The sequence below is a fragment of the Comamonadaceae bacterium OTU4NAUVB1 genome (assembly GCA_024372625.1).
In the GTDB taxonomy this organism is placed as follows: domain Bacteria; phylum Pseudomonadota; class Gammaproteobacteria; order Burkholderiales; family Burkholderiaceae_C; genus Variovorax.
The window spans coordinates 12,202-33,091 of sequence record CP099604.1; the positions used below are offsets into that span (position 1 = coordinate 12,202).

Annotated in this window: 19 protein-coding genes; 10 read left to right on the forward strand and 9 right to left on the reverse strand. The window is 63.8% G+C overall.

The annotated features are described in order from the left end of the window. Position 1: 1 nt before the first annotated feature. Complete coding sequence (locus tag NF681_02220) at positions 2 to 1,756, reverse strand: phosphodiesterase (protein ID UST52754.1); 1,755 nt, start codon at positions 1,754 to 1,756, stop codon at positions 2 to 4. A 675-nt stretch (positions 1,757 to 2,431) separates the two neighbouring features. On the opposite strand from NF681_02220, the gene NF681_02225 reads away from it, so the two are divergent. Then, complete coding sequence (locus NF681_02225) at positions 2,432 to 2,737, forward strand: H-NS histone family protein (GenBank protein ID UST52755.1); 306 nt, start codon at positions 2,432 to 2,434, stop codon at positions 2,735 to 2,737. A gap of 63 nt (positions 2,738 to 2,800) precedes the next feature. On the opposite strand, the gene NF681_02230 is transcribed toward NF681_02225, so the two are convergent. Continuing rightward, complete coding sequence (locus NF681_02230; GenBank protein ID UST52756.1) at positions 2,801 to 3,424, reverse strand: nucleoside 2-deoxyribosyltransferase; 624 nt, start codon at positions 3,422 to 3,424, stop codon at positions 2,801 to 2,803. A gap of 616 nt (positions 3,425 to 4,040) precedes the next feature. On the opposite strand from NF681_02230, the gene NF681_02235 reads away from it, so the two are divergent. Together NF681_02235 and map are read left to right on the forward strand one after the other, a co-directional pair. Next, on the forward strand, positions 4,041 to 4,292 hold the full coding sequence (locus NF681_02235; protein UST52757.1) for a ParD-like family protein: 252 nt from the start codon (positions 4,041 to 4,043) through the stop codon (positions 4,290 to 4,292). Further along, positions 4,292 to 5,095 (forward strand): type I methionyl aminopeptidase, encoded by an 804-nt coding sequence (gene map / locus NF681_02240; protein ID UST52758.1) that lies wholly within the window; start codon positions 4,292 to 4,294, stop codon positions 5,093 to 5,095. Before NF681_02235 ends, map begins: the two co-directional genes overlap by 1 nt. A gap of 115 nt (positions 5,096 to 5,210) precedes the next feature. Here the strand turns inward: map and NF681_02245 are convergent, their stop codons facing one another. Continuing rightward, positions 5,211 to 5,657, reverse strand: coding sequence for a hypothetical protein (locus NF681_02245; protein UST52759.1), 447 nt, complete (start codon positions 5,655 to 5,657; stop codon positions 5,211 to 5,213). A gap of 275 nt (positions 5,658 to 5,932) precedes the next feature. Between NF681_02245 and NF681_02250 the strand changes: the two genes are divergently transcribed. The 5 genes from NF681_02250 (at position 5,933) to NF681_02270 (ending at position 11,169) form a co-directional block, all read left to right on the forward strand. Beyond that, positions 5,933 to 6,259 (forward strand): helix-turn-helix domain-containing protein, encoded by a 327-nt coding sequence (locus NF681_02250; GenBank protein UST52760.1) that lies wholly within the window; start codon positions 5,933 to 5,935, stop codon positions 6,257 to 6,259. 36 nt (positions 6,260 to 6,295) lie between these two features. Continuing rightward, positions 6,296 to 7,582 carry an arsenic transporter gene (locus NF681_02255; protein UST52761.1) on the forward strand — a complete coding sequence of 429 codons (1,287 nt, stop codon included), beginning with the start codon at positions 6,296 to 6,298 and terminating at the stop codon, positions 7,580 to 7,582. Positions 7,583 to 7,614: 32 nt separating this feature from the next. After that, positions 7,615 to 8,046 (forward strand): arsenate reductase (glutaredoxin), encoded by a 432-nt coding sequence (gene arsC, locus NF681_02260; GenBank protein ID UST52762.1) that lies wholly within the window; start codon positions 7,615 to 7,617, stop codon positions 8,044 to 8,046. After that, entirely contained in the window at positions 8,015 to 8,758 is a 744-nt protein-coding gene (gene arsH, locus NF681_02265; GenBank protein UST52763.1) for an arsenical resistance protein ArsH, read from the forward strand. Before arsC ends, arsH begins: the two co-directional genes overlap by 32 nt. 101 nt (positions 8,759 to 8,859) lie before the next feature. After that, complete coding sequence (locus NF681_02270; GenBank protein ID UST52764.1) at positions 8,860 to 11,169, forward strand: SdiA-regulated domain-containing protein; 2,310 nt, start codon at positions 8,860 to 8,862, stop codon at positions 11,167 to 11,169. A 178-nt stretch (positions 11,170 to 11,347) separates the two neighbouring features. On the opposite strand, the gene NF681_02275 is transcribed toward NF681_02270, so the two are convergent. Further along, entirely contained in the window at positions 11,348 to 12,781 is a 1,434-nt protein-coding gene (locus NF681_02275) for a hypothetical protein (protein ID UST52765.1), read from the reverse strand. Positions 12,782 to 12,875: 94 nt separating this feature from the next. On the opposite strand from NF681_02275, the gene NF681_02280 reads away from it, so the two are divergent. Further along, the gene (locus NF681_02280; protein ID UST52892.1) at positions 12,876 to 13,784 is read left to right on the forward strand and encodes a LysR substrate-binding domain-containing protein; all 909 of its coding nucleotides are present in this window, start codon (positions 12,876 to 12,878) and stop codon (positions 13,782 to 13,784) included. After that, the gene (locus NF681_02285; GenBank protein ID UST52766.1) at positions 13,762 to 14,757 is read left to right on the forward strand and encodes a tripartite tricarboxylate transporter substrate binding protein; all 996 of its coding nucleotides are present in this window, start codon (positions 13,762 to 13,764) and stop codon (positions 14,755 to 14,757) included. The genes NF681_02280 and NF681_02285 overlap by 23 nt, the downstream gene beginning before the upstream one ends. A gap of 510 nt (positions 14,758 to 15,267) precedes the next feature. Here NF681_02285 and NF681_02290 read toward each other — a convergent pair. From NF681_02290 to NF681_02310, 5 genes are read right to left on the reverse strand one after another with little or no spacing between them, the layout of a single operon-like run. Further along, positions 15,268 to 15,726: a copper chaperone PCu(A)C gene (locus NF681_02290; GenBank protein UST52767.1), complete on the reverse strand. Its 459-nt coding sequence runs from the start codon at positions 15,724 to 15,726 to the stop codon at positions 15,268 to 15,270. Positions 15,727 to 15,758: 32 nt separating this feature from the next. Further along, positions 15,759 to 16,400, reverse strand: coding sequence for a 2OG-Fe(II) oxygenase family protein (locus NF681_02295; protein UST52768.1), 642 nt, complete (start codon positions 16,398 to 16,400; stop codon positions 15,759 to 15,761). Positions 16,401 to 16,418: 18 nt separating this feature from the next. Next, positions 16,419 to 17,363: a HupE/UreJ family protein gene (locus tag NF681_02300; protein ID UST52769.1), complete on the reverse strand. Its 945-nt coding sequence runs from the start codon at positions 17,361 to 17,363 to the stop codon at positions 16,419 to 16,421. A gap of 20 nt (positions 17,364 to 17,383) precedes the next feature. Continuing rightward, entirely contained in the window at positions 17,384 to 18,202 is an 819-nt protein-coding gene (locus tag NF681_02305; GenBank protein UST52770.1) for a peptidylprolyl isomerase, read from the reverse strand. Positions 18,203 to 18,253: 51 nt separating this feature from the next. Further along, a complete protein-coding gene (locus tag NF681_02310) occupies positions 18,254 to 20,863 on the reverse strand; it encodes a spermidine synthase (GenBank protein ID UST52771.1) in 2,610 nt (869 codons plus the stop codon). Positions 20,864 to 20,890: the final 27 nt, after the last annotated feature.

Below are 20,890 nucleotides of genomic sequence, written 5' to 3' on the forward strand. Positions count from 1 at the left end.
ACTACTGCTCGATCAGACCGACCGCATGGCGTATCGCGAACCCATCGATGGCTGACTTCGCATCGTGCTTCGCGGCAGTGGCTTCGTTCGCAACGTCCTCCGCACGTCGATACAAACCTGGCCTGATGCACACGGCGCCGATCGCCACCGTCGTACACGGGAAGAACCGCACGACGCCGTGCCGGTCCGCGCCCTCGATGCCACCTGCTTCCTTTGCATCGTCGTCGTACAAGGTCAACGCTTCGGCCGCAAAGGTTTGCATCATGCATGTGCAACGCCGCTGCCAATCCGAGCTTTGAAACAGCAGCATGAAGTCATCGCCGCCGATGTGCCCGACGAAGTCGTGATACGGGTCCACTTGATCGAGTGCCGTGCGAGCAAACAGGCGAATCATCTCGTCGCCGCGCCAGTACCCGTAGTGGTCGTTGAAGACCTTGAAGTTGTTCAAGTCCGCGTAGCAGACAACGAAGCTGCCACCCCCCGTCAGCAGCCGATCAATGTGCAGACTGATGGGAACGTTGCCCGGCAGGAACGTGAGCGGGTTGGCATGTCTGGCGGCCTCAATGCGGGCCTCGGTGACCGTGCGGACCAGCTGTTCACCCGTGCCTAGACCGACGTAGCGTCCTTGGTCCAAGACGATGAAGCCGTCCTTCAGGTAGCGCTGGTCGTTTGACTTTAAAATTTCCAGAAGGCCTTCGACGTTGTCATCGAGTTCCACCACCCGCGGGGACTGGTTGGCATACCCCAGGCAAGCTCGCCGCCCATGCACTTCCCGGAAGTAAAGACGTGCGTAGTCGTCCATGAACGACTGTCGATTGATCAGCGCTACAGGCTGCTCATTTCGCAGAACCGGCAGTGCATGCAAGGTCGGATGTGCCTGAAAAAGCCGTGACACGTCGTCGTTGAGTGTTCGAGGATCGATCGTTGGTGCTTTCGTCAGGATCAAATTCCGCAGCACACCACGTCCAGCCTGTGCCCTGGAATGTGGCCTTACCGCGACCGCATGGTCAACAAGCGACCAAGAAGCGCTTGGAGCAACTGACGCTGCCAGTTCCATCGACGGCCGACCCAGCAGATAGCCTTGCCCGTGACGGATGCCCAGATCACGCAGCACACGCAAGTCTTCTGCCTCTTCGATGCCTTCGGCAATCAGTCGAGTGCCCAGTGTCTGGCCGAGCGTTGCAAGGGCGCGCAAAAACTCCACTTTCTGTGGATTAGACGAGATGTCCTGGGTGAAGAACTTGTCGGTCTTGACGAACTCGGGCTTGAGTTCAGCCCAGAGCCGGAAGTTGGAATGGCCTTCCCCAAAGTCGTCCAGCGCGATCGACATGCCGAGTTCGCGCACTTTGCCAACGGCATCACGCAGCATGGCGAGATCGTTGGTCTTTTCCTGTTCCGTAAGCTCGACCACGATCGAACTCGCGTTGACCTGGGAGCGGACCACGGTCGATTCCAGCCACCTCGGCGCGTTGCCAGCCACGGCTTCAACCAACGCGCCGGCACTTAAATTCAAGAACAAGCATCCCCGGCCGCCGGCCTTGACCCAGCACGAGAGGACCGTCGCGACACAGTGCAACTCGAAATCTACCGAACGCGAGACCGTCGCTGCCAACGCCAGCATGGCCAGAGGAGGATGCCACGGGGTATCCACCGGACCACGGATCAACGCTTCATGTCCCAGGACCGTGCCTTGATGGAGGTCGACAATAGGTTGGAAAACAGCGAACAGAACGTCCTCGCCCATCAAGAATTGCATCCAGTCATCAGGAGAACGCGACGAACTGTCTAGTTTCTCTATTATTTGTTTTCTATGACAAGAAGAGTTAATCATACAACGAGCGCCTTGTATTTGCGGAATAACCAGGCAGCTTTGAAAAAACCCCGTCAACTGCAGTCAGCTTGTACATCGCGATTCCGTGGAGCATGGAAAAAAACCTATGGCCACACGCCTTGCACTTTAGCGACCAGAACTGTGGAGCCTGCGAAAGAACAGCGGCGAAAAAGGCCGCCCTTCTCGCACGCAACCCAAAGTGGCTTGAATGCAAGCTTCTCGCACGGAAACGATGCCACGGATGTTCATAAGTAAGTCCCAATTTAATGAAATTTGACTACTTCGACATGACCTCGCGATGACATGCTTTTTTATACTACTTTGGTAGTATCAAAAGTACTTTGTCCACATCAATCAGAACATATTGAAACACACCGCGCAAATAAATGCCGCACTCAACAGTATCTCAAATGTATTAATACAATACATCAAATTCAAATAACCATCCGATCCCATGCGTTTCTTTATAAACTAAAAAATTTTTGTGATCAGCCATACTGACATCTTCACAAATAAGCCTGGAGAAAATTCAGAATAGCCATTGTTTCTCTCGTAGATATCAATGCCCAGATCCAGAAACTTGAAGCTCAACGCCTCCAGTTGCAAGCCGAAGCCGAAAAGCAGCGCAAGGAAGCCATGGCTTCCGTCATCCAGGAACTGATCGAGAAAATCGACGCCTACGGCATCACGGCCAAGGACCTCGGCTTGCGCGTTGGCAAGGCAGGCGAAGTTGCCAAGCCGCAGCGTGTTCGCAAGCCGTTGGGTGCCAAGGTCGCCGGTACGGGCAAGACCTTCACGGGTCCCAACGGCCAGACGTGGAGCGAAGGCACACGTGGTCGCAAGCCGGCTTGGTTGACACAGCAGTTCGCCGAAGGCGGCGCTTCGGACAAGGCCGAAGGCAAGTGATTTCGCACTCTTGAGGAAATGGCCGCGCAGCTTGCCCTGGCTGGCGCGGCCCGTGCCGTCTGACTAGCCGGCGACTTTCCGGGCGTTGTAGTCCAGCACGCGCGCCCGCAGCCAGCTGTCGAAGGTGCCCTGGCGGGACGATGCCGGCCCATGCCGCAGCATGGCCGCCAGCATCGCGATGCCCTCTTCCTCCGATTTCACCAGCACGGCCGAGCAACCCAGCATCAGGTTCAGCGGCATCCCGAAGTCCTCAACGGCCATCTGGCTGTCGCACTCGCGCAGCATGCCGAGCGGGTCGCGCTCGCAATCCCGGGTCTGCGCCACGCGATCGGCGTAGCAGTCCACCGGCGCACCGTATCCCACGATGGGCAGTTCCAAGGCAGCGGCAAAACCGACCTCGAAAGCGGTGCCCGAGTCGGGTTCGTGGCCACGCCACTCCTGCAAGTCCGCCAGCACGCCATCGGCGCTGCGCAGCATCTGGGTGTTCGATTCGTAGATGCGCCGCGCGAGCGGCGCATCGGCCGCGCCGGCGCAATCGTCGGTCGGCAGCAGCGGTGTCAGGCCGTGTCGCTCGCACAGGGCAGCGAGGCTGGCCAAGTGCGCCTTGGCATTGGGTCGGAACACGCTGGGTCCGGCGAGGTAGACCCGGGGTCGTCGCGTCTGCAGGTTCTGGATGTTGGTCGTCACTGTTTTTCCTCCACTTCAAAATTCTTTGCCTGCTCGCTCGATGCGGGACTGGGTACCCTGCGAATCTCTCGTTAGGTGTGGACCTAGTCTAGAACGGCGTCGGCACGCATCCCCGTTCGCGCGATCCCACCGGGCGGGAGCGCCATTGCGCCGAGCGCGGCGGCGCCGGGTAGATCTCGCGACGCACGACCTCCGCGGCGGCCGTGCCCGTGCGCGCGCGGACGTAGACGGTCTGGCGGTAGCTCGGCCGTCACGGTGGCCCGGCCTGGACGTCCACCGCCCCGGTCTTGAACTCTCGCCCGCGCCAATAGGCGATCGCGTCGCCTTCGTTGGGGAAAAATGAGGCGCTGTGGTGTGAGGATCATTGGGGTTCCGCGTCCGTGAAAAACTCGCATGCAGTCTGGTTGCAGCGCAGTTTGGGCCGATGCCTCATCAGGCCTTCAGACGGCGCAATTCCTCGGCCAGCATCCACTGCGCCCGGCTGACCTTCACCAACGAATCGATTCCAGCCTCGGCCCGCGTGCTCATGGACCGACCGTTTATAGATTTCATAGTCAATCCATCTCGCAATCATTTTTATATATGATTCATACATGTTTCATATAAAGCACGTTCAATGGGCATCGTCAAGATTTCAGACCTCATGCACGCCAATCTGCGCACTGCCGGCAACGCACTGAGCCGTTCAATCAATGCACAAGCAGAACACTGGATGCGCGTGGGCATGTTGTCCGAGCTCCACCCGGACCTCAACCATCGCGACATCAGTTTGCTTCTGATCCGTGCAGAGCAGTCAGGCGGCTTCGATCTGGAATCGCTGGTGGATCTTGCGAAAGCGCCTATGCACGCGTCAACAGGCGTTCAATGATGAACAGCAAGGTCGTTGTAAAAACACCCGCACAGATCGCACTCTCCCGCACTGCAGGCCGGTTGGCTGCAGAAGTGCTCAGCGTGGTGGCACCGCACGTCAAGCCGGGCGTCAGCACCGAGGAGCTTGATCGCATCTGTCACGACCACATCGTCAATGTTCAAGGTGCGATCCCCGCCAACCTTGGCTATCTCGGCTACCCCAAAACGATCCTCACGTCAGTCAATCAAGTGGTGTGCCACGGCATTCCATCTCCTGACAAGATTCTTAAGGACGGGGACATCGTCAACATCGACGTTGCAGTGATCAAAGACGGCTGGTTCGGCGACACGAGCCGGATGTACTTCGTCGGCAAGCCCGGCATCTTGGCGCGTCGGTTGGTGGCAACGACTTACGAGGCTCTGGTGGCGGGCATTCGACAGGTGCGTCCGGGCGCGACGCTTGGCGACATCGGTTATGCCATCCAAGCCATCGCAAACCGTGAGAACTTCGCCGTGGTGCGCGAGTTCTGTGGTCACGGCATCGGCCAGATCTATCACGAAGACCTCCAGGTGCTTCACTATGGCCGTCGTGGTGAGGGCCTGCTGCTTGAGCCTGGCATGGTTTTCACAATTGAGCCCATGCTGAATGCGGGCCGGCGCGAGACCAAGACCCTGGCCGATGGCTGGACCGTGGTGACCAAGGACCGGTCTCTGTCAGCGCAGTGGGAACACATGGTGGCTGTAACAGCCGATGGCTTCGAGGTATTGACACCCTGGCCCGACGGCCCCTGTGACTACGCTGCCATCCATTCAAGTGGTTGAGCTTGCACCATCGAGTCAATTACTGGGGGGCGTGAGCATCACGCCTCCCACGTCTGTAGCACCACAGGCGCTGCCTGTTCCGAGCGGCGCGCTGATACCGCCATTGGCTCCGAATTCAGGTGCTGCCTGTCGATCTGCAATCTACTGTCCTCGCAGCCGCGCCACCACATCGGCTGCGAACCAGCCGTTGCACGACCAGGGCGAAGGCCACATGGGTGTCGCGGGCCAGCGCGGCTTGCAGGGCCGCCGTGCGATAGGCCCTGAGGTCCAGCATCAGGCGCGCGGAATGCACAGCGCGTTCACCCTTGGCCGCGTCGGCACCTTGCAGGCTGGCGGGGACGGGCTGGCCGGCCTCCTTCAAGCTCTGGACGTGGGCCTTGCGGTCCTCTGGCCGCATAAGGCCACGCCGGACGTCGATGCGGCCCTGGTGATCGATCGTCATAATCACACCACACGTCGCGCGCCGTTCCGGTGCCCATTCGACCAGCAACCCTTCCAGCGCGGTCTTCATTTCGCTCAGGTTCTCGGTGGCCGTCTCGGCGTCGTCCAGTTGCGATGCCAATGCGGCTTATTGGGCCCTCCCTTAATCTGCAGCCGCAGACGCACGCGACAGGGCCTTCATCGGATTTTCAAGGGTCCTTGCGGCAAGTCTTCATGGATTGAGCATATCTTCCATCCATGTATAGATGCCAACTCCAAAATGGGCCCAAACCTCCTGAGCCGCGTATCACGCTCAACCCGTTTCACGTTCCAATGATCAAAATCTGCGCCCGCATTACTCGACGCTCGTTTCCCCACTAGCTTACTTTTATGCGACAATTCAACAATAATTGAATTATGGAAGAAGAAACCGTTGTGAGGTCGCTGGCAGCGCTGGCCCAGGCCAGCCGCCTGCGCGTGTTCCGCGCCCTGGTCGTGGCCGGTCGAGAAGGCGTGACGCCCGGTGCGCTCAGTGGAGCCCTGGACTTGCCAGCAACCAGCTTGTCTTTCCACCTCAAGGAATTGACGAACGCAGGCTTGGCCTCTCAGGAGCGCCAGGGGCGCTATCTCGTCTATCGGGCATCGTTCGACCAGATGAACGCGCTGCTTGGCTACCTCACTGAGAACTGCTGCCAAGGCGAGGCCTGTGCGGTGGATGGCGGGCCCTTGGCTTGCGACTGCTGACGGCTTCGCTTCATCTTTTCCCGCCACGACATGCCCATGCTGACGGCGCTTCTGATCTTCATAGTCACCCTGGTGCTGGTCGTCTGGCAGCCGCGTGGCCTAGGCATCGGCTGGAGCGCATCGCTGGGTGCCGTGCTGGCGCTGCTGACGGGGGTCGTGCAGGTCGCCGATATCGCGGTGGTGTGGCATATCGTCTGGAACGCCACGGCGGCTTTCATTGCCGTGATCGTCATCAGCCTGCTGCTGGACGAGGTGGGGTTCTTCGAATGGGCCGCCCTGCACGTCGCGCGCTGGGGCCGAAGCACCGGCCGAGGCCTTTTCGCCTGTATCGTGCTGCTGGGTGCGGTGGTGTCGGCCCTGTTCGCCAACGACGGCGCTGCACTGATCCTCACGCCGATCGTGCTTGCGATGCTGATCGCTCTGGGGTTCTCACCTGCCGCGACGCTCGCTTTCGTGATGGCGGCGGGCTTCATCGCCGACACCGCCAGCCTGCCGCTGATCGTCTCCAACCTTGTCAACATCGTCTCGGCCGACTTTTTCGAGATCGGCTTCGCCGACTACGCCTCTGTCATGGTGCCGGTGAACATCGCCTCGGTGGTGGCCAGCCTGGTCGTCCTGCTGCTGTACTTCCGCCGTGACATTCCGGCGCGCTACGACATGGCGCAACTCAGAGCCCCCAAGGATGCCATCCGCGATCCGGCCACATTCAAGGCCGGTTGGGTGGTGCTCGGGTTGCTGCTGGTGGGCTTCTTCGGCCTGGAGCCGCTGGGCGTGCCGGTGAGCGCCGTCGCTGCGGTGGGTGCGGTGGTGTTGCTGGCGGTCGCGGCGAGCGGCCCGGCCATCGACACCCGCAAGGTGCTCAAGGGCGCGCCCTGGCAGATCGTCATTTTTTCGCTGGGCATGTACCTGGTGGTCTATGGCCTGCGCAACGCCGGCCTGACCGATCAGCTCGCGTCCCTGCTCGACGTCTTCGCCCGAAGCGGTGTCTGGGGAGCCGCCCTGGGCACGGGTTTCCTGACGGCCCTCCTCTCGTCGGTCATGAACAACATGCCCACCGTGTTGATCGGCGCGCTGTCCATCGATGCGTCCGGCGCGACCGGTGCCGTCAAGGAAGCGATGATCTACGCCAACGTGATCGGCTGCGACCTCGGCCCAAAGATCACGCCCATTGGCAGCCTCGCCACGCTGCTGTGGTTGCATGTGCTCTCGAAGAAGGGCATCACCATCGCCTGGGGTGCGTACTTCAAGGTGGGCATCGTGCTGACCGTGCCCGTCCTCGCCATTACCTTGGCCGCGCTGGCGATCCGACTGAGCGTGGGCTGAGCGAGGTCCGACTTCACAACGCTGGAACCGACATGAGCGACATCACGATCTATCACAACCCCGACTGCGGGACCTCGCGCAACGTGCTCGCGCTGATCCGCAACACTGGCGAGGAACCTGCTGTCGTCGAGTACCTGAAGACGCCACCCGACCGCGCGACGCTGAATCAACTCATCGCGGACATGGGTGTGCCTGTGCGCGAGTTGCTACGTCAGAAGGGCACGCCCTATGACGAGCTCGGCCTGAGCGATCCAAGGTGGAGGGACGAGCAGCTTATTGACTTCATGCTGCAGCATCCCATCCTCATGAACCGGCCGATCGTGGTAACACCCGTCGGCACCCGACTGTGCCGGCCATCCGAAGCGGTGCTCGACCTCTTGCCGGCGCTGCAGCGAGGCCCGCTCACCAAGGAAGACGGTGAAGCCGTGATCGATGAGAAAGGTCAGCGTGTCGCCAGGCCGTGACCCGTCCGACCTGCCCAACGTCGATGCTGGGCAGTTTCACCAGCCCGACCTTCAGCGCTTGCATCCCAAGGCACGGACAACCCACCCGCCGCGCATCCTGCTGCTCTACGGGTCCTTGCGCGAGCGGAGCTACAGCCGGCTGCTGACCGAGGAAGCGGCCCGCCTGCTGCAGGCCTTGGGGTGCGAAACGCGCATCTACGACCCGAGCGGCCTACCAATGCCTGACGCCGCACCGGAGGACCATCCGAAGGTGCGGGAATTGCGCGACCTCGCGCAGTGGGCTGAGGGCATGGTGTGGACATCCCCGGAGCGCCACGGCGCGATGACGGGAATCCTCAAGGCGCAGATCGACTGGATTCCCCTGGCAATCGGCTCGGTGCGACCCACGCAAGGCAAGACGCTGGCGGTGATGGAGGTCTCAGGCGGCTCGCAGTCCTTCAACGCCGTCAACCAGATGCGCGTGCTCGGGCGCTGGATGCGAATGATCACGATCCCCAACCAGTCGTCCGTGGCCAAGGCATTCCTGGAGTTCGAGGAGGACGGGCGCATGAAGCCCTCGCCGTACTACGAGCGGGTGGTGGACGTGATGGAGGAGTTGGTGAAATTCACGCTGCTCACGCGCGACTGCGCGGATTACCTGGTGGACCGCTACAGCGAGCGGCGGGAAAACGCGGAAGCCCTGTCGAAGCGGATCAACCTGCGCAGCATCTAATCAGGACGACAGGGCGCTGATCGAGTGAAGGTCGTTTCGCGCTCGGACCGGTCACCAGGGGATGTCACGGCGAAGACACCGTTTGCTCCTACCCTGCAACGTTGCCAGACATCGACACCGCCATGCGAACGCCTTTCACCGACCGTCCATCTCCCGCCGCCCTCGGGCACCTTAGTCTGAGGGCGTTGTTACTCGGCGCCGCGTTCGCCGTCACCGCCTGTGGCGGGGGGGAAGACGACGCCGTGGCCGCGACAACGCCGACCTCGCCGGCCGTGACGACACCGGTCACGCCTCCGACGACCGGCGCCGTCGCTGCGGTGCCCCTCGGCGTGCCGGCGCTGTCCTTCGTCTCGCCACAGGAGAGTCTGGACCTTGCCAACTACACGCTGACGAGCCGGGTGACCCTGCCGATCAACGGTGCGCCCGGAGCCAACCAGATCGCGGCGGAAGTCTCGGCCGTCACCTACAGCGAGGCCACCGACAGCCTTTTCATCGTCGGCGACGAAGGCACCTACATCACCCAGCTTTCAAAAGCCGGCACGGTCATCGACACGATGAACCTGCCCGCTGGCCTGTTCGGCGACCCGGAGGGTCTTACGTGGGCCGGTGGCAACACCTTCGTGGTAGCGAACGAGCGCGAGCGCACTGCCAACCTGTTCACCTACACGGCTGGCACCACGCTAAGCGCTGCCAGTGTGCGCACCGTCAAGCTCGGCACCACGGTGGGCAACATTGGCTTGGAGGGCGTCACGCGCGACCCAGCGACGGGCGGCTACATCTTCGTGAAGGAAATGACCCCGCAGGGCATCTTCCAGACCGGGATCGACTTCACGGCGCAGACCGCCACCAACGGCTCGGCCACCACTGTCGATTCGACCAACCTGTTCGAGCCCGCGCTGATGGCCCTGGACGACATCGCCGACGTGCATGCCCTGTCCAACACGCTGGCGCCCTCCGCGCCGGACCATCTGCATCTGATGGTGCTCGGTCAGGAAAACGGTCGCATCCTGAAGGTCGACCGCACCGGCAGGGTCTACGGCCGCCTCGATCTGCCCAACGCGCCGCTGAACCTGGGGCACGAAGGCATCACCTTGGACAAACAGCTCAACCTGTACGTCACCAACGAAGCCGGTGGCGGCAGTCAGCTGTTGCCACAGTTGTGGGTCTACACCCCCACCCGATCGGCCGCACAGGTGGGCCTGTCCAGCAACCTGTACCTGACCTTCACCGGCGCCGTGGCTGCAGGTGCCGGCAACATCATCCTGACGGGTGGCAACGGCGACACCCGCACCATTGCCGTCACCGACGCCACCCAGGTAAGCATCACCGGCAGCACCGTCAGGATCAATCCCACGGCCGACCTGAGCCCCGGCATTACCTACCGCGTGCAGTACGCCGCCGGCGTCTTCAAGGACGCTACCGGCGTGGCGGCCATGGCGGTCAACGGCGCACTGAGCTTTACCAGCGTGCCCGACACCACCGCGCCGGTGCTGCAGCGTTCGACACCGGTCGACAACGCCGCCGGCGTCGCGCTGGGCGCCAACCTGTCGCTGACCTTCAGCGAACCCGTACGCGCCGGCACGGGCACCGTCACCGTCACCAATGGCTCGAATGACACGCGGGTGATCAACGTGGTCGATACCTCCCAGATCATCATCAGCGGCGCGACCATCACCCTCAATCCGGCGCTCGACCTGGCTGCCGGCTCCCCGTATGCCGTGCAGATCTCCCCCGGTGCCTTGGTCGATGCCGCCGGCAACGCTTTCGCGGGGATCACGGACAGCACCACGCTCAACTTCAGCACCGAAGGCACCGCGGCGAGCCCGGCGCCCATGTTGTTCATCACCGAGGTCAACTCCAACGCTGCAGCCGGTCCCGACTTCTTCGAGATCTACAACTACGGCGCCACCACTGCCAACCTGATCGGCTGGAAATGGGACGACGACTCGGCCAGCACCACCGACGCGGCGAGCGTCGCGCTGCCCAACATCACCATCCCCGCCGGCGCGCGCGTCGTGGTCGTGGCGGATGCCGACAGCACTGCTTTCCTCAACGCCTGGGGCCTGCCCGCGACCTTCCCGGTCGTGGCGGCGGGCGGACCGGGTCTTGGCCAGAGCGACGCGGTGGTGCTCTTCAACGCGACCGGCATGGTCGCGGCCAGCTTCAGCTACAAGGCCACGGCCATTACCGCCACCGACGGCACAGTGATCAATCGCGCCGCTGCCGTGACCGACGTTACACCGCTCGCGGCTGGCCACGCCGGTGCCGTGTTCGGCGGTAACGCGGCCTCGTCGGTCGTATGGGACGGCATATCGACCTCCGCGCCGACGTACCGCGCTGCCGCGGTCGGCGTTTCAGGGGGCTTCGCCCAGCCAGGGTCGCCGACATCGGTCGGCTCTCCCGGCCAATGAGAGTGATGGAAGTCGAATCCGAACGCAACTTGACCACTACCCGAAGCTGCACCGGGACCATCGACTCTCCTGATATCGCCATCGGCGGCTGGACGGGCCAGCACCGCAAGTGATACGGCGGGAGCGAGCTTGAGAACCGTGTTCGAACCGGCCAGACGGACCAACTGCGAACGCGCGGCTACTGTGGACGCTCACGGGTCGGCACGCGTGTCTCAAGCGCACCGGGCGTGTAGCCGGATGCGAAAGAGCAACCCATCCCAAAACGGGCTTCATTGGCAGGGCATGCCGCAGCGATGCTTGCAGGTGTTGGCTTGTTGCCCTGCTCCACCCAGCCCAGCAAGGCCGAGACCAAGGTGGGATACGTAGGCCCGCTGATGTAGCTGTGGGTACCGCTGGTTGTGAAGGTCTGCACCAGGCGATCGCCGCTGCCGCCTTGCTGCATGACAGACTTGAAGTGTGAATCCAGTTCGACGAAGGCCGTCGGATCGCTGATCCATTTGACCGTGAGCACCGGCACGGGAATCCTGCCGGTCGGATCGCTGTCGGCGGAGAAACGCCGGTATGCCGCGGGATCTGCGGCATACCGCGCGACCCCAGCGTTCAAGGCGACGTCGTTGCTTGATCCCACATAGGCAACGCCTGTGTTGCCAAAGGGGCTCGCCCCGCCCGTACGCTTGCTCGTGATGTCCTGGAAGTGAAACGTTCCCCAGTTCAAATGCGACTGGATCGCGCTCGACGGGATCCTGATCACCTTCTCGATCGTCTGCACCCGTGCCTGCTGTTCCGGGGTGCGATCCCCAACTGCCTTGTTGAGCGCGAGACATTCATTGACGCGCGATGTGAGGTCCGCCTGGGTCATCGTGCGATCGCCAGGCAGGCCCAGGTTGAGTGCGTACGGCGTCTCCGTGGGCCGTGGATGGTTGTTGCACAGGTATTGATATACCGCGCGAAGGTCGGTTCGGAAATCGTAGGAGCGGGTACCGCCAGCCAGCACGCCACTCGAGAGAAGCACGCCGTCGTACGGCTGCTCGCCCACGGTCTCGGCAGTAAACATCTCAGCTGCCTTCACGGCAACGCCAGCACCCCATGACTGCCCATGAAGAATCGTGCGCGTCGGCTTGCCGACATGCTGGCGGAAGATGCCTCTGAGCCGCTCGGTGTCTTCGGCGGCGGCCGTCACTTCGACGCCGCCTTGGCGGAAGGTGGAACCGGCCCATGCATAACCTGCATCGACCATCACCGCCCAGCGCGTGAGGTCCTCCGTCGCCCGTTCTGCCGTCGGTGCATCCAGGCTGGGGCCACCGTGGGCGTGCAGCACGAGCCGGCCGTTCCAGACTGCCGGCTTTGCAATCAGATAGTAGGCACCCTTCGAATCGACGCCTGCCAGACAGCCCGCGGTGGCAGGCACTGCCTCGGGACAGGCCACTGGTTTGGGCGCTGCCTCGGTCGACCCAGGTATCGGGGCGGCAGGTGGCGCTGGCACGGGCTGCGCAGGGGTAGACGCGCTGGCGGGCGCAGGACCTTGCACAGTCTCGTCAGAGCCACCGCCGCACGCCGAGAGCGCCAACAGCGCAACCACAGCCAAGCCGACCGAATCAGAACGTACTTTCATTCCATGTCTCCTTCTTTAGGTATGCGGTCGATTTTGGGAACACCTGGGGAAGATGGCAAAGATGTTTAAGATCTCGGCTGCATACGAAATGAATATAGAGATCCGTCACCTTCGGTACTTTCTTGCGGTGGCGGAATCTGGACACATCACACGGGCCGCTGAGACCCTCGGCATGCAGCAGCCGCCTTTGTCCCAGCAGATTCGCGCGCTGGAGACTGCACTCGGCACGGCACTGTTCATTCGTCACCCCAAAGGCGTGGCACTCACCAGCGCGGGCCGGGTTCTGCAGGTCGAGGCCGAGCGTTCGCTGAAAGAGTTCTCAGCCATGCAGGAGCGGATGGTGGCCTTTGTTCAGGGCAAGCGCGGTCGCATTTCGGTTGCTTTCACCACCTCTGCGGCAGCACACGCTTTCACACCGGCTTGCCTTCGTCAGTGTCGCAATCTCCACCCCGACATCCAGATCGATGTCAGCGAGAAAAACGCCGCGGAGATCACTGACGCCGTTCTGTCATCGCGCCTCGACTGCGGTTTTTTGCGCGTACCCGTGGCACGCCCTGCTGGCATCGCCTTCGAGCCGGTGCTCACCGAAGAATCGGTCCTTGCCATACCCATGGATCATCGGCTCGCAGCAGATGAAACGGCGCGCGTGGCACTGAAAGAGCTCGAGGGCGAACCGCTCATCCTCGTGCGCCGGCCTGGAGCGCCTGGCCTGTACGCCAACCTGCTCATGGCATGCGTCCGCGCCGGGGTGCATGTGGAGCCAGCGGTCGAAGTCGAACGCATGATGACGGGCCTCAACCTGGTTGCAGCCGGAGTTGGCCTCTCGATGGTTCCGTCCTCCATGCGAGGCGTGCATGCCCATGCTGTGAAGTACCGGCGTTTCGAGGACGCTTCGCAACTGGAATCGCCCCTCACCATCGTCTATCGGGAAGCCGATTGCAACGGACCCGCGGCCACATTCATCGCGTTGGTGCGAGAGCTTGCTGTCGATTACCGTGCCTGACCGGATGGTCGCCGGTACCGCCTCCACGTCTCAGCATCGCCGGTCCCTGGCCGTGCTGCCGTTGGCGGTCGCGCTTCCACACCTGCTCGGCGCTTCGACACCGGTGCCGACGCCCTGGCCCCGGCAACCCATCCAGATCACGGTGGCCTATCCACCGGGCGGCATCAGCGATCAGGTGGCTCGCATGCTGGGCGCGCTCCTGGCTGGCCAACTCGGCGTTGCTGTCGTGGTCCAGAACCAGGCGGGCGCGAGCGGAACGCTGGCGCTCAACCTGCTCGGCCAACGCGAACCGGACGGACACAGCCTGTGTTTCGTTGCCGCTACTGCGCTGGCGCTGAGTGCGCGTGCGGCGCGCAGGCATGGCAATGCAATCCGCGCGCCGGTGCCCGTGGCCGGTGTCATGCGCACGCCGATGCTCGTGGTGGGCACGCGAAGTTTGCGCGCCAACACTTTCCCTCAAATGATCGAGCAGGCACGCGCTCGGCCGAACAGCCTTCGGTGGGCGACGACCGGCGAGGGAACGACCGGCCACACGGTGCTCGACCGCATACGCAATGCAAGCAGCACCGAAATCATTCACATCCCATACAAAGGGGGAGGTCAGCAACTCACAGATGCGCTCGCGGGTCACTTCGAGGTGCTGTCCACCAACGTCGCCAAAGCACAGCTCGAGGACATTGCGGCGGGCCGCCTCGTCGCTTTGGCAGTGGGTTCGCCAGAGCGCCTGAAAGTGCTTCCAGACGTTCCTACGCTGGCAGAGCTTGGCTACCCAGAGGCCAACCTCGATTCCCTCTTCGGTTTCTTCGCACCTGCTGGAATGCCTGGGGGACTGGTTGAAAGGGTGAATCGCGCCATTTCTGCGGCCTTGGACGATCCAAGCCTGCAGCGCAGATTGCATGCGATGAACAACTTGCCCTTCAGTGGAAGCGCGACCGAATTTTCGCAGCACGTTGCACGAGAGTCACTGCGTTAGCGAAGCACAGGCAAATTGTTGATCCCTGGATCTCTCATCGGCCCCTTTTCATTGGTCTGCGGATGCCCGGGGCCGACCTGATCATGTGAATGATGGACGTGTGCACCATGCTGGATCTTATGGCGGCGACCGAAAGCGTTGAAACCAGGCGACAGCTCACGATGCTCCTCGAGGACAAGGGCCTTTTAGTCCAGGACTTCACTGGTACAGCCCATGGCGACAGCACAACTGGCCGTGCTGTCGAAGACAGACCATGCTGTCGTCGGCTTCAAAGAGGCGCGATTTGCCTGCCTTTGCACCTTGTTCCACCGTGGGCGACAAGCTCCGCTGCAGCGCGGCTCCTTTCCAATCCACCGCTGTCCAAGCGCTGGTGCCCGCTGACAAGTCGATGACCCCAGCGCCCCACCACGGTCACGATCGTCGCGACCCGCGCGCGTGGGCGCAATGGGGAACCGCTTGAGTCGCACGATCCCCTACGCCCTTGGGAAATACAGCCAGGGCCGCAGACGCTCAGTGCGAACCGACTGACACCATGACCTGGATGGGTCCGGACTTCTCGAAGACCAGTGTCATTTCGTAGCTGCGCCCCCACTGCAGCGGCGCCTTCAGATCGTGCAGCACCAGGTGCGGGCGGTCTTTGCCGAAGTCGAGTTTGTCGGCCGGCTCGATCTCGATGGCTTTCAACGCCTTGGCCGACGGCGTGCTGCCGCTGCGGAACTCGACCCTGCCGGCCAGTGGCGTGCTGGCGCGCACCAGACGGTCCTTGCTGCGTACCGACTCCATGGTGAAGTACACCGGCGCGGTGGCAAGTTCGCCTGCCGCCGTTGCATCAGCCCATGGGTGAACGAGCGTGAAATCGCCGCCGTAGTACTCGTGCGACGCACCCACCGTGGGTCCGATGGCGAACGCGAGGAAGAGCGCATGGCGCGTGCGGCAGAGAAAACGACGAAGGTGCTGGGAATTGATCATGAACAGGCCATGGAAAAAGAGAACGCTGTGACTCAGCTCGCGAACGACATCGTGTAGCCCCAGGCATCGAGCCGGTGCGGCATGGCGTTGAAAGCGAGCGTGGTGCGTGTCGCGCCGCGATGGACGGGCACTTCGTGCAACAGGTAGCTGGGGAACAGGACGAGGTCGCCCGCCGAGGGCGTCGGCCCGATCCATCGCTCGGCGTTGTAGGGGCCGGTCGTGCTGCGTGGATTGGCGTTGCTGAACACATAGTCACGCCCACCCAAGCTGCGGACAAAAGCGGTGTTGCTTTGCGGCTCGCAATCGCTCAAGTAGAGGACGCCGGAGACAAAACTGTTTGCGTGGTTGTGCACCGCCTGCTGACCGCCCGCCTGCATGGCATTGAGCCACATCTCCTTGATCTGCCACTGCAGCGTTTCGCCAAAAAGCAGTCCGCCGAAGTCTCGCAATGGCCCGTCCAGCCGCTGCGCCACCTCGCGCAGCAACGGGGCGTCCTGTGGCGCGAGCAGGCGGCTGTGCGTCAGCGCGTCACTGCGGTGATTGTCCTGCGAGCACGCTGCACCCAACTGCGCGTGCAGCCCTGCCACCAGTGCCAGGTCGATGAACGCTTCCACGCGCATGACCGGCGTCGGAAAAAGGTCGAACACGTGGGTTTTTGACGCCTGGGAGGTCATCGCGCATCCCCTCGGCGGTCAGCCCGCGATCGCGACGATGCGCGAGAGCGTCCAGAAGCTTGCCAGCGCGCCAATGCCATAGAGCGCCGGCCGCTTCACCGCACGCGCCAGAGGGAGCGACCAACGCCGCACCAGCACCGTCGCGGCCCAGGCCAGTCCCACCACCATCAGCTGCCCGGCTTCAACGCCCAGATTGAAGCTCAGCAGCGCCAGCGGAACGTTCTGCTGCGGCAAGCCGATCTCCTTGAGCGCACCCGCGAAACCCAAGCCGTGAATCAGCCCGAACAGGAACGCGACCAACGCCGGCCAGCGACGACTCCAGGTCTGCCGGTCGTGCAGCGCCTCGGCGGCCACCAGCACGATCGACAACGCGATGGTGGCCTCCACGGGTGGGGACCGCAGGGTGAACCAGCCGAGCGCACTGGCCGCCAAGGTGAGGCTGTGCGCCAGCGTGAAGGCCGAAATGGTGGCCACCAGCCGCGCGTTCAAACCCACCAGAAACAGCAGACCAACGACGAACAGCAGGTGGTCGACGCCGCTGAGGATGTGCTCGACGCCCAGGACGCCATAGACCTTGGCCAGCTCGAGTCCTCCCCGCTCGTCCGTGGCAGCGCCGAAAAGCTGTACATCGGGCTGCGCGCTGCTGACGGTGTGGACGCTGCGCTGGCCATTGCGCCAATGAATGGTGACCAGCGCGGCCGAATACGCCTTGCCGACCCCGTCGACGGACAACGTGCCAACCATGGGCCCGGGACACTGCACGGTCTGCGCATCGCCGACGCACCCCTGCGGCCATTTCGGGGTGAGTTCCTCGGCGATCGGCTTGCTCTTGCCCGGAGCGCCCCACGACCAGACGAATTGCCCTGAACCCACCTCGCGCACCGTCATCTCGGCAATGCTCATTTCATGCGCCGCCGCATCGACCGCGTGCCAGCCGAGAGCCATCATCAGCAGCAGGCGCATCACGTGCCGCCATCCCGCGCTCATGGCGTCGCACCCTCGATGCGGACGACGTACTTGCGAGCCATCTCGTGCACGACATCGGAAGTGAGCTGTGCCATCGTGTCGTCCTTCCAGTCCTGATGGACGGTGTCCTTCATGGCATCGAACTCGGCCTTCGCTCCGGGCTTGACGGCTTCCAACCGGACCACGTGCATGCCCGCGCTGCTCGCAACGGCTTGCCACTGACCCATCGGCAGTCGCTCCAGGCGCTCGGCGAAATCACGGCCATAACTCTCGACCAGATTGTTGCGCGGGCGGTCTCTGAAGATCCTCAGGTCGCTTTGCGTGTCGCTCTTCGCCGTGCCATTGAGGGCGGCGGCAAACGTCTCCAGCCCCAGCGGGGTGCTGTCTCCCACCACCATCGCTTCCATGAAGTCGTAGCGCGTCGGCGTGTCATAGCGGTCGTGCCGCGCATCGAACCACGCGCGCAGGGTTGGCTCATCGATCGTTGGCAAGCTGATGCCGCCGCGCGCGATGCTCATGGCTTTGAAGATCACCCGCTCGCGAATGGTGCTGTCGCCACGGTCCAGACCGAGCGCAAGCCCTTCGCGGTAAAGCATCTCGTTGTCGACCCAGCGGCCCACGAGCTTGTTCATGTCGCCCGCCGACGGCTCGCGCTGCATGCCGGCCACGAAGATCTCGCGCACTTCTTTCTGCACGTCAGTGCCCACGGTAATGGTTTGTGGGTCATCGCGGCGGGCGTTGATCAGATGGTCAGCGCCGAACAGGATCAACCCGAGACACAAGAAGTGCAGCAGCGGCTCGCGCGCAGCGCGCTGCAGGATAGGAAAAATTTGCATGGGAGCAGTCGTCGATCGGGACGTGAAAGTGGCGGGTTGATGGATGGGTGCTCAGGGCATGGACAGGGGGGCTGCAGCGGGCCCGGCGGCAACGCAGCGTGCGCCGACCTGCTCGAGGTCGGCCAGGATGGTCCGTGCGCGGGACGGATCGCTTTCGCGCAGGGCATGGGCCATTGCCACGAGCGGCTCGCACGCGGGGCGGAACTCGGGACTGTCGCGCAGTAATGCCATCAAAGGTGCCTGCACGAGCTGCAGCATTTCCCCTGGGCGGGCGCTGGGACGCACCGTGGCGCCCAGTTGAAGGTAGCGGCGCCGCGCGTCCCAGTACGCCTGCATGCGCTCGGCGTCCGCCCCCCATGGTGCGCGCAGCAGTTCGTAGGCATGCGGCTGCAACGCCTGCAGGAGGTCCAGGAGCCGCGCGCGCGGCGCCGACGGCGGCGCATAGGTGGTCCACGGTGCTTGGTGCACGACGATCGGTCGATCGTCGGTGTTCGGTATGGCACCCTGGGAAAAACGCGCCAGTGCCAGCGGACCGGCGATCACGCTGCCGACCACCGCATATTCGTCTTCGAGGTGCGCAGCGGAGAGCCGCGACGCACTGCCTTTGTGGCCGAGCCGCTCGCGCACCGCCGCCAGGTCAAGGGTCGGCTCGTCCGGCCGTGCGATCAGTCCGAGCACCGGCGTGTCGAGGCTGTTGCCCGCCAGCACCGCGATCGCATCCGGATAGACCGCAACGAAGGCGGCCACGATGCTGCGCAGGGTCGCAAGGTCCATCTGGTGCAGCGCCAGCCACTGGCAGAAAACCCCACCCGGAGCCAGGCGGGCGCGCACCGCCGCGAACTGCGCCTCGGTGTAGAGCGCGCCAGCCCCGCTGCGCGCCGGATGGAACAGGTCGGCCACGATGACGTCGTAGCTCGCGGTGGACGCCTGTGCAAAGCGACGCGCATCGCCCGCCACGGCATGCACCGGCCGCAACGGCACGGGCGCCGCCGACGCCTTGGCAAACCACGTCGACGCGGCGATCACTTCGGGCAGCAGTTCGACGGCATGCACCTGCAGCCCCGGCTCCTGGGCCGCCGCCGCCGCCGTGAAGCCGGTTCCCAAACCCAGGAACAGGGCCTCCCGGGGAGGCGACGTGTGAAGCAGCAGGGGCAGTTGCGCCAGGCGCCATTCGATTTGGCCGCTGGCGCTGCTGCCTTCCTGCGCACGGTTGTTGATGCGCAGACGAGCCACGCCATTCGCATCGGCCACCACGCTCACGGCAGCCATGACACCGTCGCTGTAGCTGAGGATCTTGCCGCCCTCGGGCACGTCGATGAAACGCAGGTCCGCGCCCCAGAGTGCCACGGTGCCGGCCAACGCTGCGACCCCCAGGCTCCCTGGGCGATGCCAGCGCGCCGGGGACCGCAGCAACAGATAACCCGCCCCTACGACGGCCAGCCCGGTGGGCGCCCCCACCAGCGGGATCAGCCCGATGCCCACCAGCGCGGGTGCGATGGCAGCGCCCGCGGTGTTCAGCGCCAGGGCACGGCCGAGCGGCCAGCCCCTGGACTGCGCCTCGGTGCACAGGTGGGTGAACAGTGCGCCCATCACCAGGGTCGGCGCCCACATGGCCGCCGTGGCGGCCAGTGCCTCACCGGCCAATGCGCCTGCTGCGCCGGGCCCCCACCAGCGCGTGGGCAACGCACGCAGTGCGTCGGCCCATCCCAGCGACAGACCGGAGAGCAGGACGGCGCAAGCCAGGGCCAGCAACAGCCGGTCGCGCCATCGCTGCGCGTCTCGTTGGCGATGAGCCTGTCGCTGGTACAGCGCCGCACCGATGGCCGTGCCGGTGAGGTAGACGGCCAGCAGCAGCGCATAGGTGTAGACCGTGCTTTCGGTCACCTGCCCGAGCACGCGCATGGCAAGCACCTCGTAGCCAATGCCGAGCAGACCGGTGGCTGCCAGCAGGAGCGGGATGCCGTGAGCAGCGCGCGGTGCTGGCGCAGCAGCGCGCACGCCGGGTGGCGGCACCGGCTCGTTGCGCCACAGCCACCAAGCCAGCACGGCGCAACCGAAGTTGGCGGCGGCGCACAGGATGGCGGTGCGCAGCAGGCCTCCCTGCGGAATGACCACGAAGACCGCGATCAGCAGACCGAACACCGCCCCGGCGGTGTTGGCGGCGTAGAGCCCGCCGAGCCGACGGCCCGTGGCGCGGAGTTGGCGCTCGAGCGCAGGCAACGTCGCCCCCATGGACGCGCTTGCAGGCAACAACAGCACGAAAGGGAAAACGAAAGCGACCGTCCAGTGCCACGCCGTCGATGGTTCAGGCCCGATCACAAGCGCCATGGCCCCGGTGAGCAAGGGCATGGAGAGCGTGACGCTCAGCCCCCAGAACGCCAGCAGGACCTCGCAGCCGGCGTACCAGCGCCCCGGCCACATGCTGCGCGCGACCGCGGCGCCCAGCCACTGCGCACCGAGTGCCAGGCCGCCGAAGAAGGCCGCCAGCACGGCCAGCACGGCCACGATCTCGTGTCCCACTGCAGCGCCCAGCTGCACCGTCCAGACCATCTGCCAGGCCAGCGCGGCGGCGCCAGACAAGGCCATGAGCCAGTGGGCAGCCCGGACTCGCGAGCCTCGACCCCATGCCTTGCCCTGCAAGGACGTGTCATGCGAGGCCATGGCACCCGTCGTGGCGCTCGGCATTTC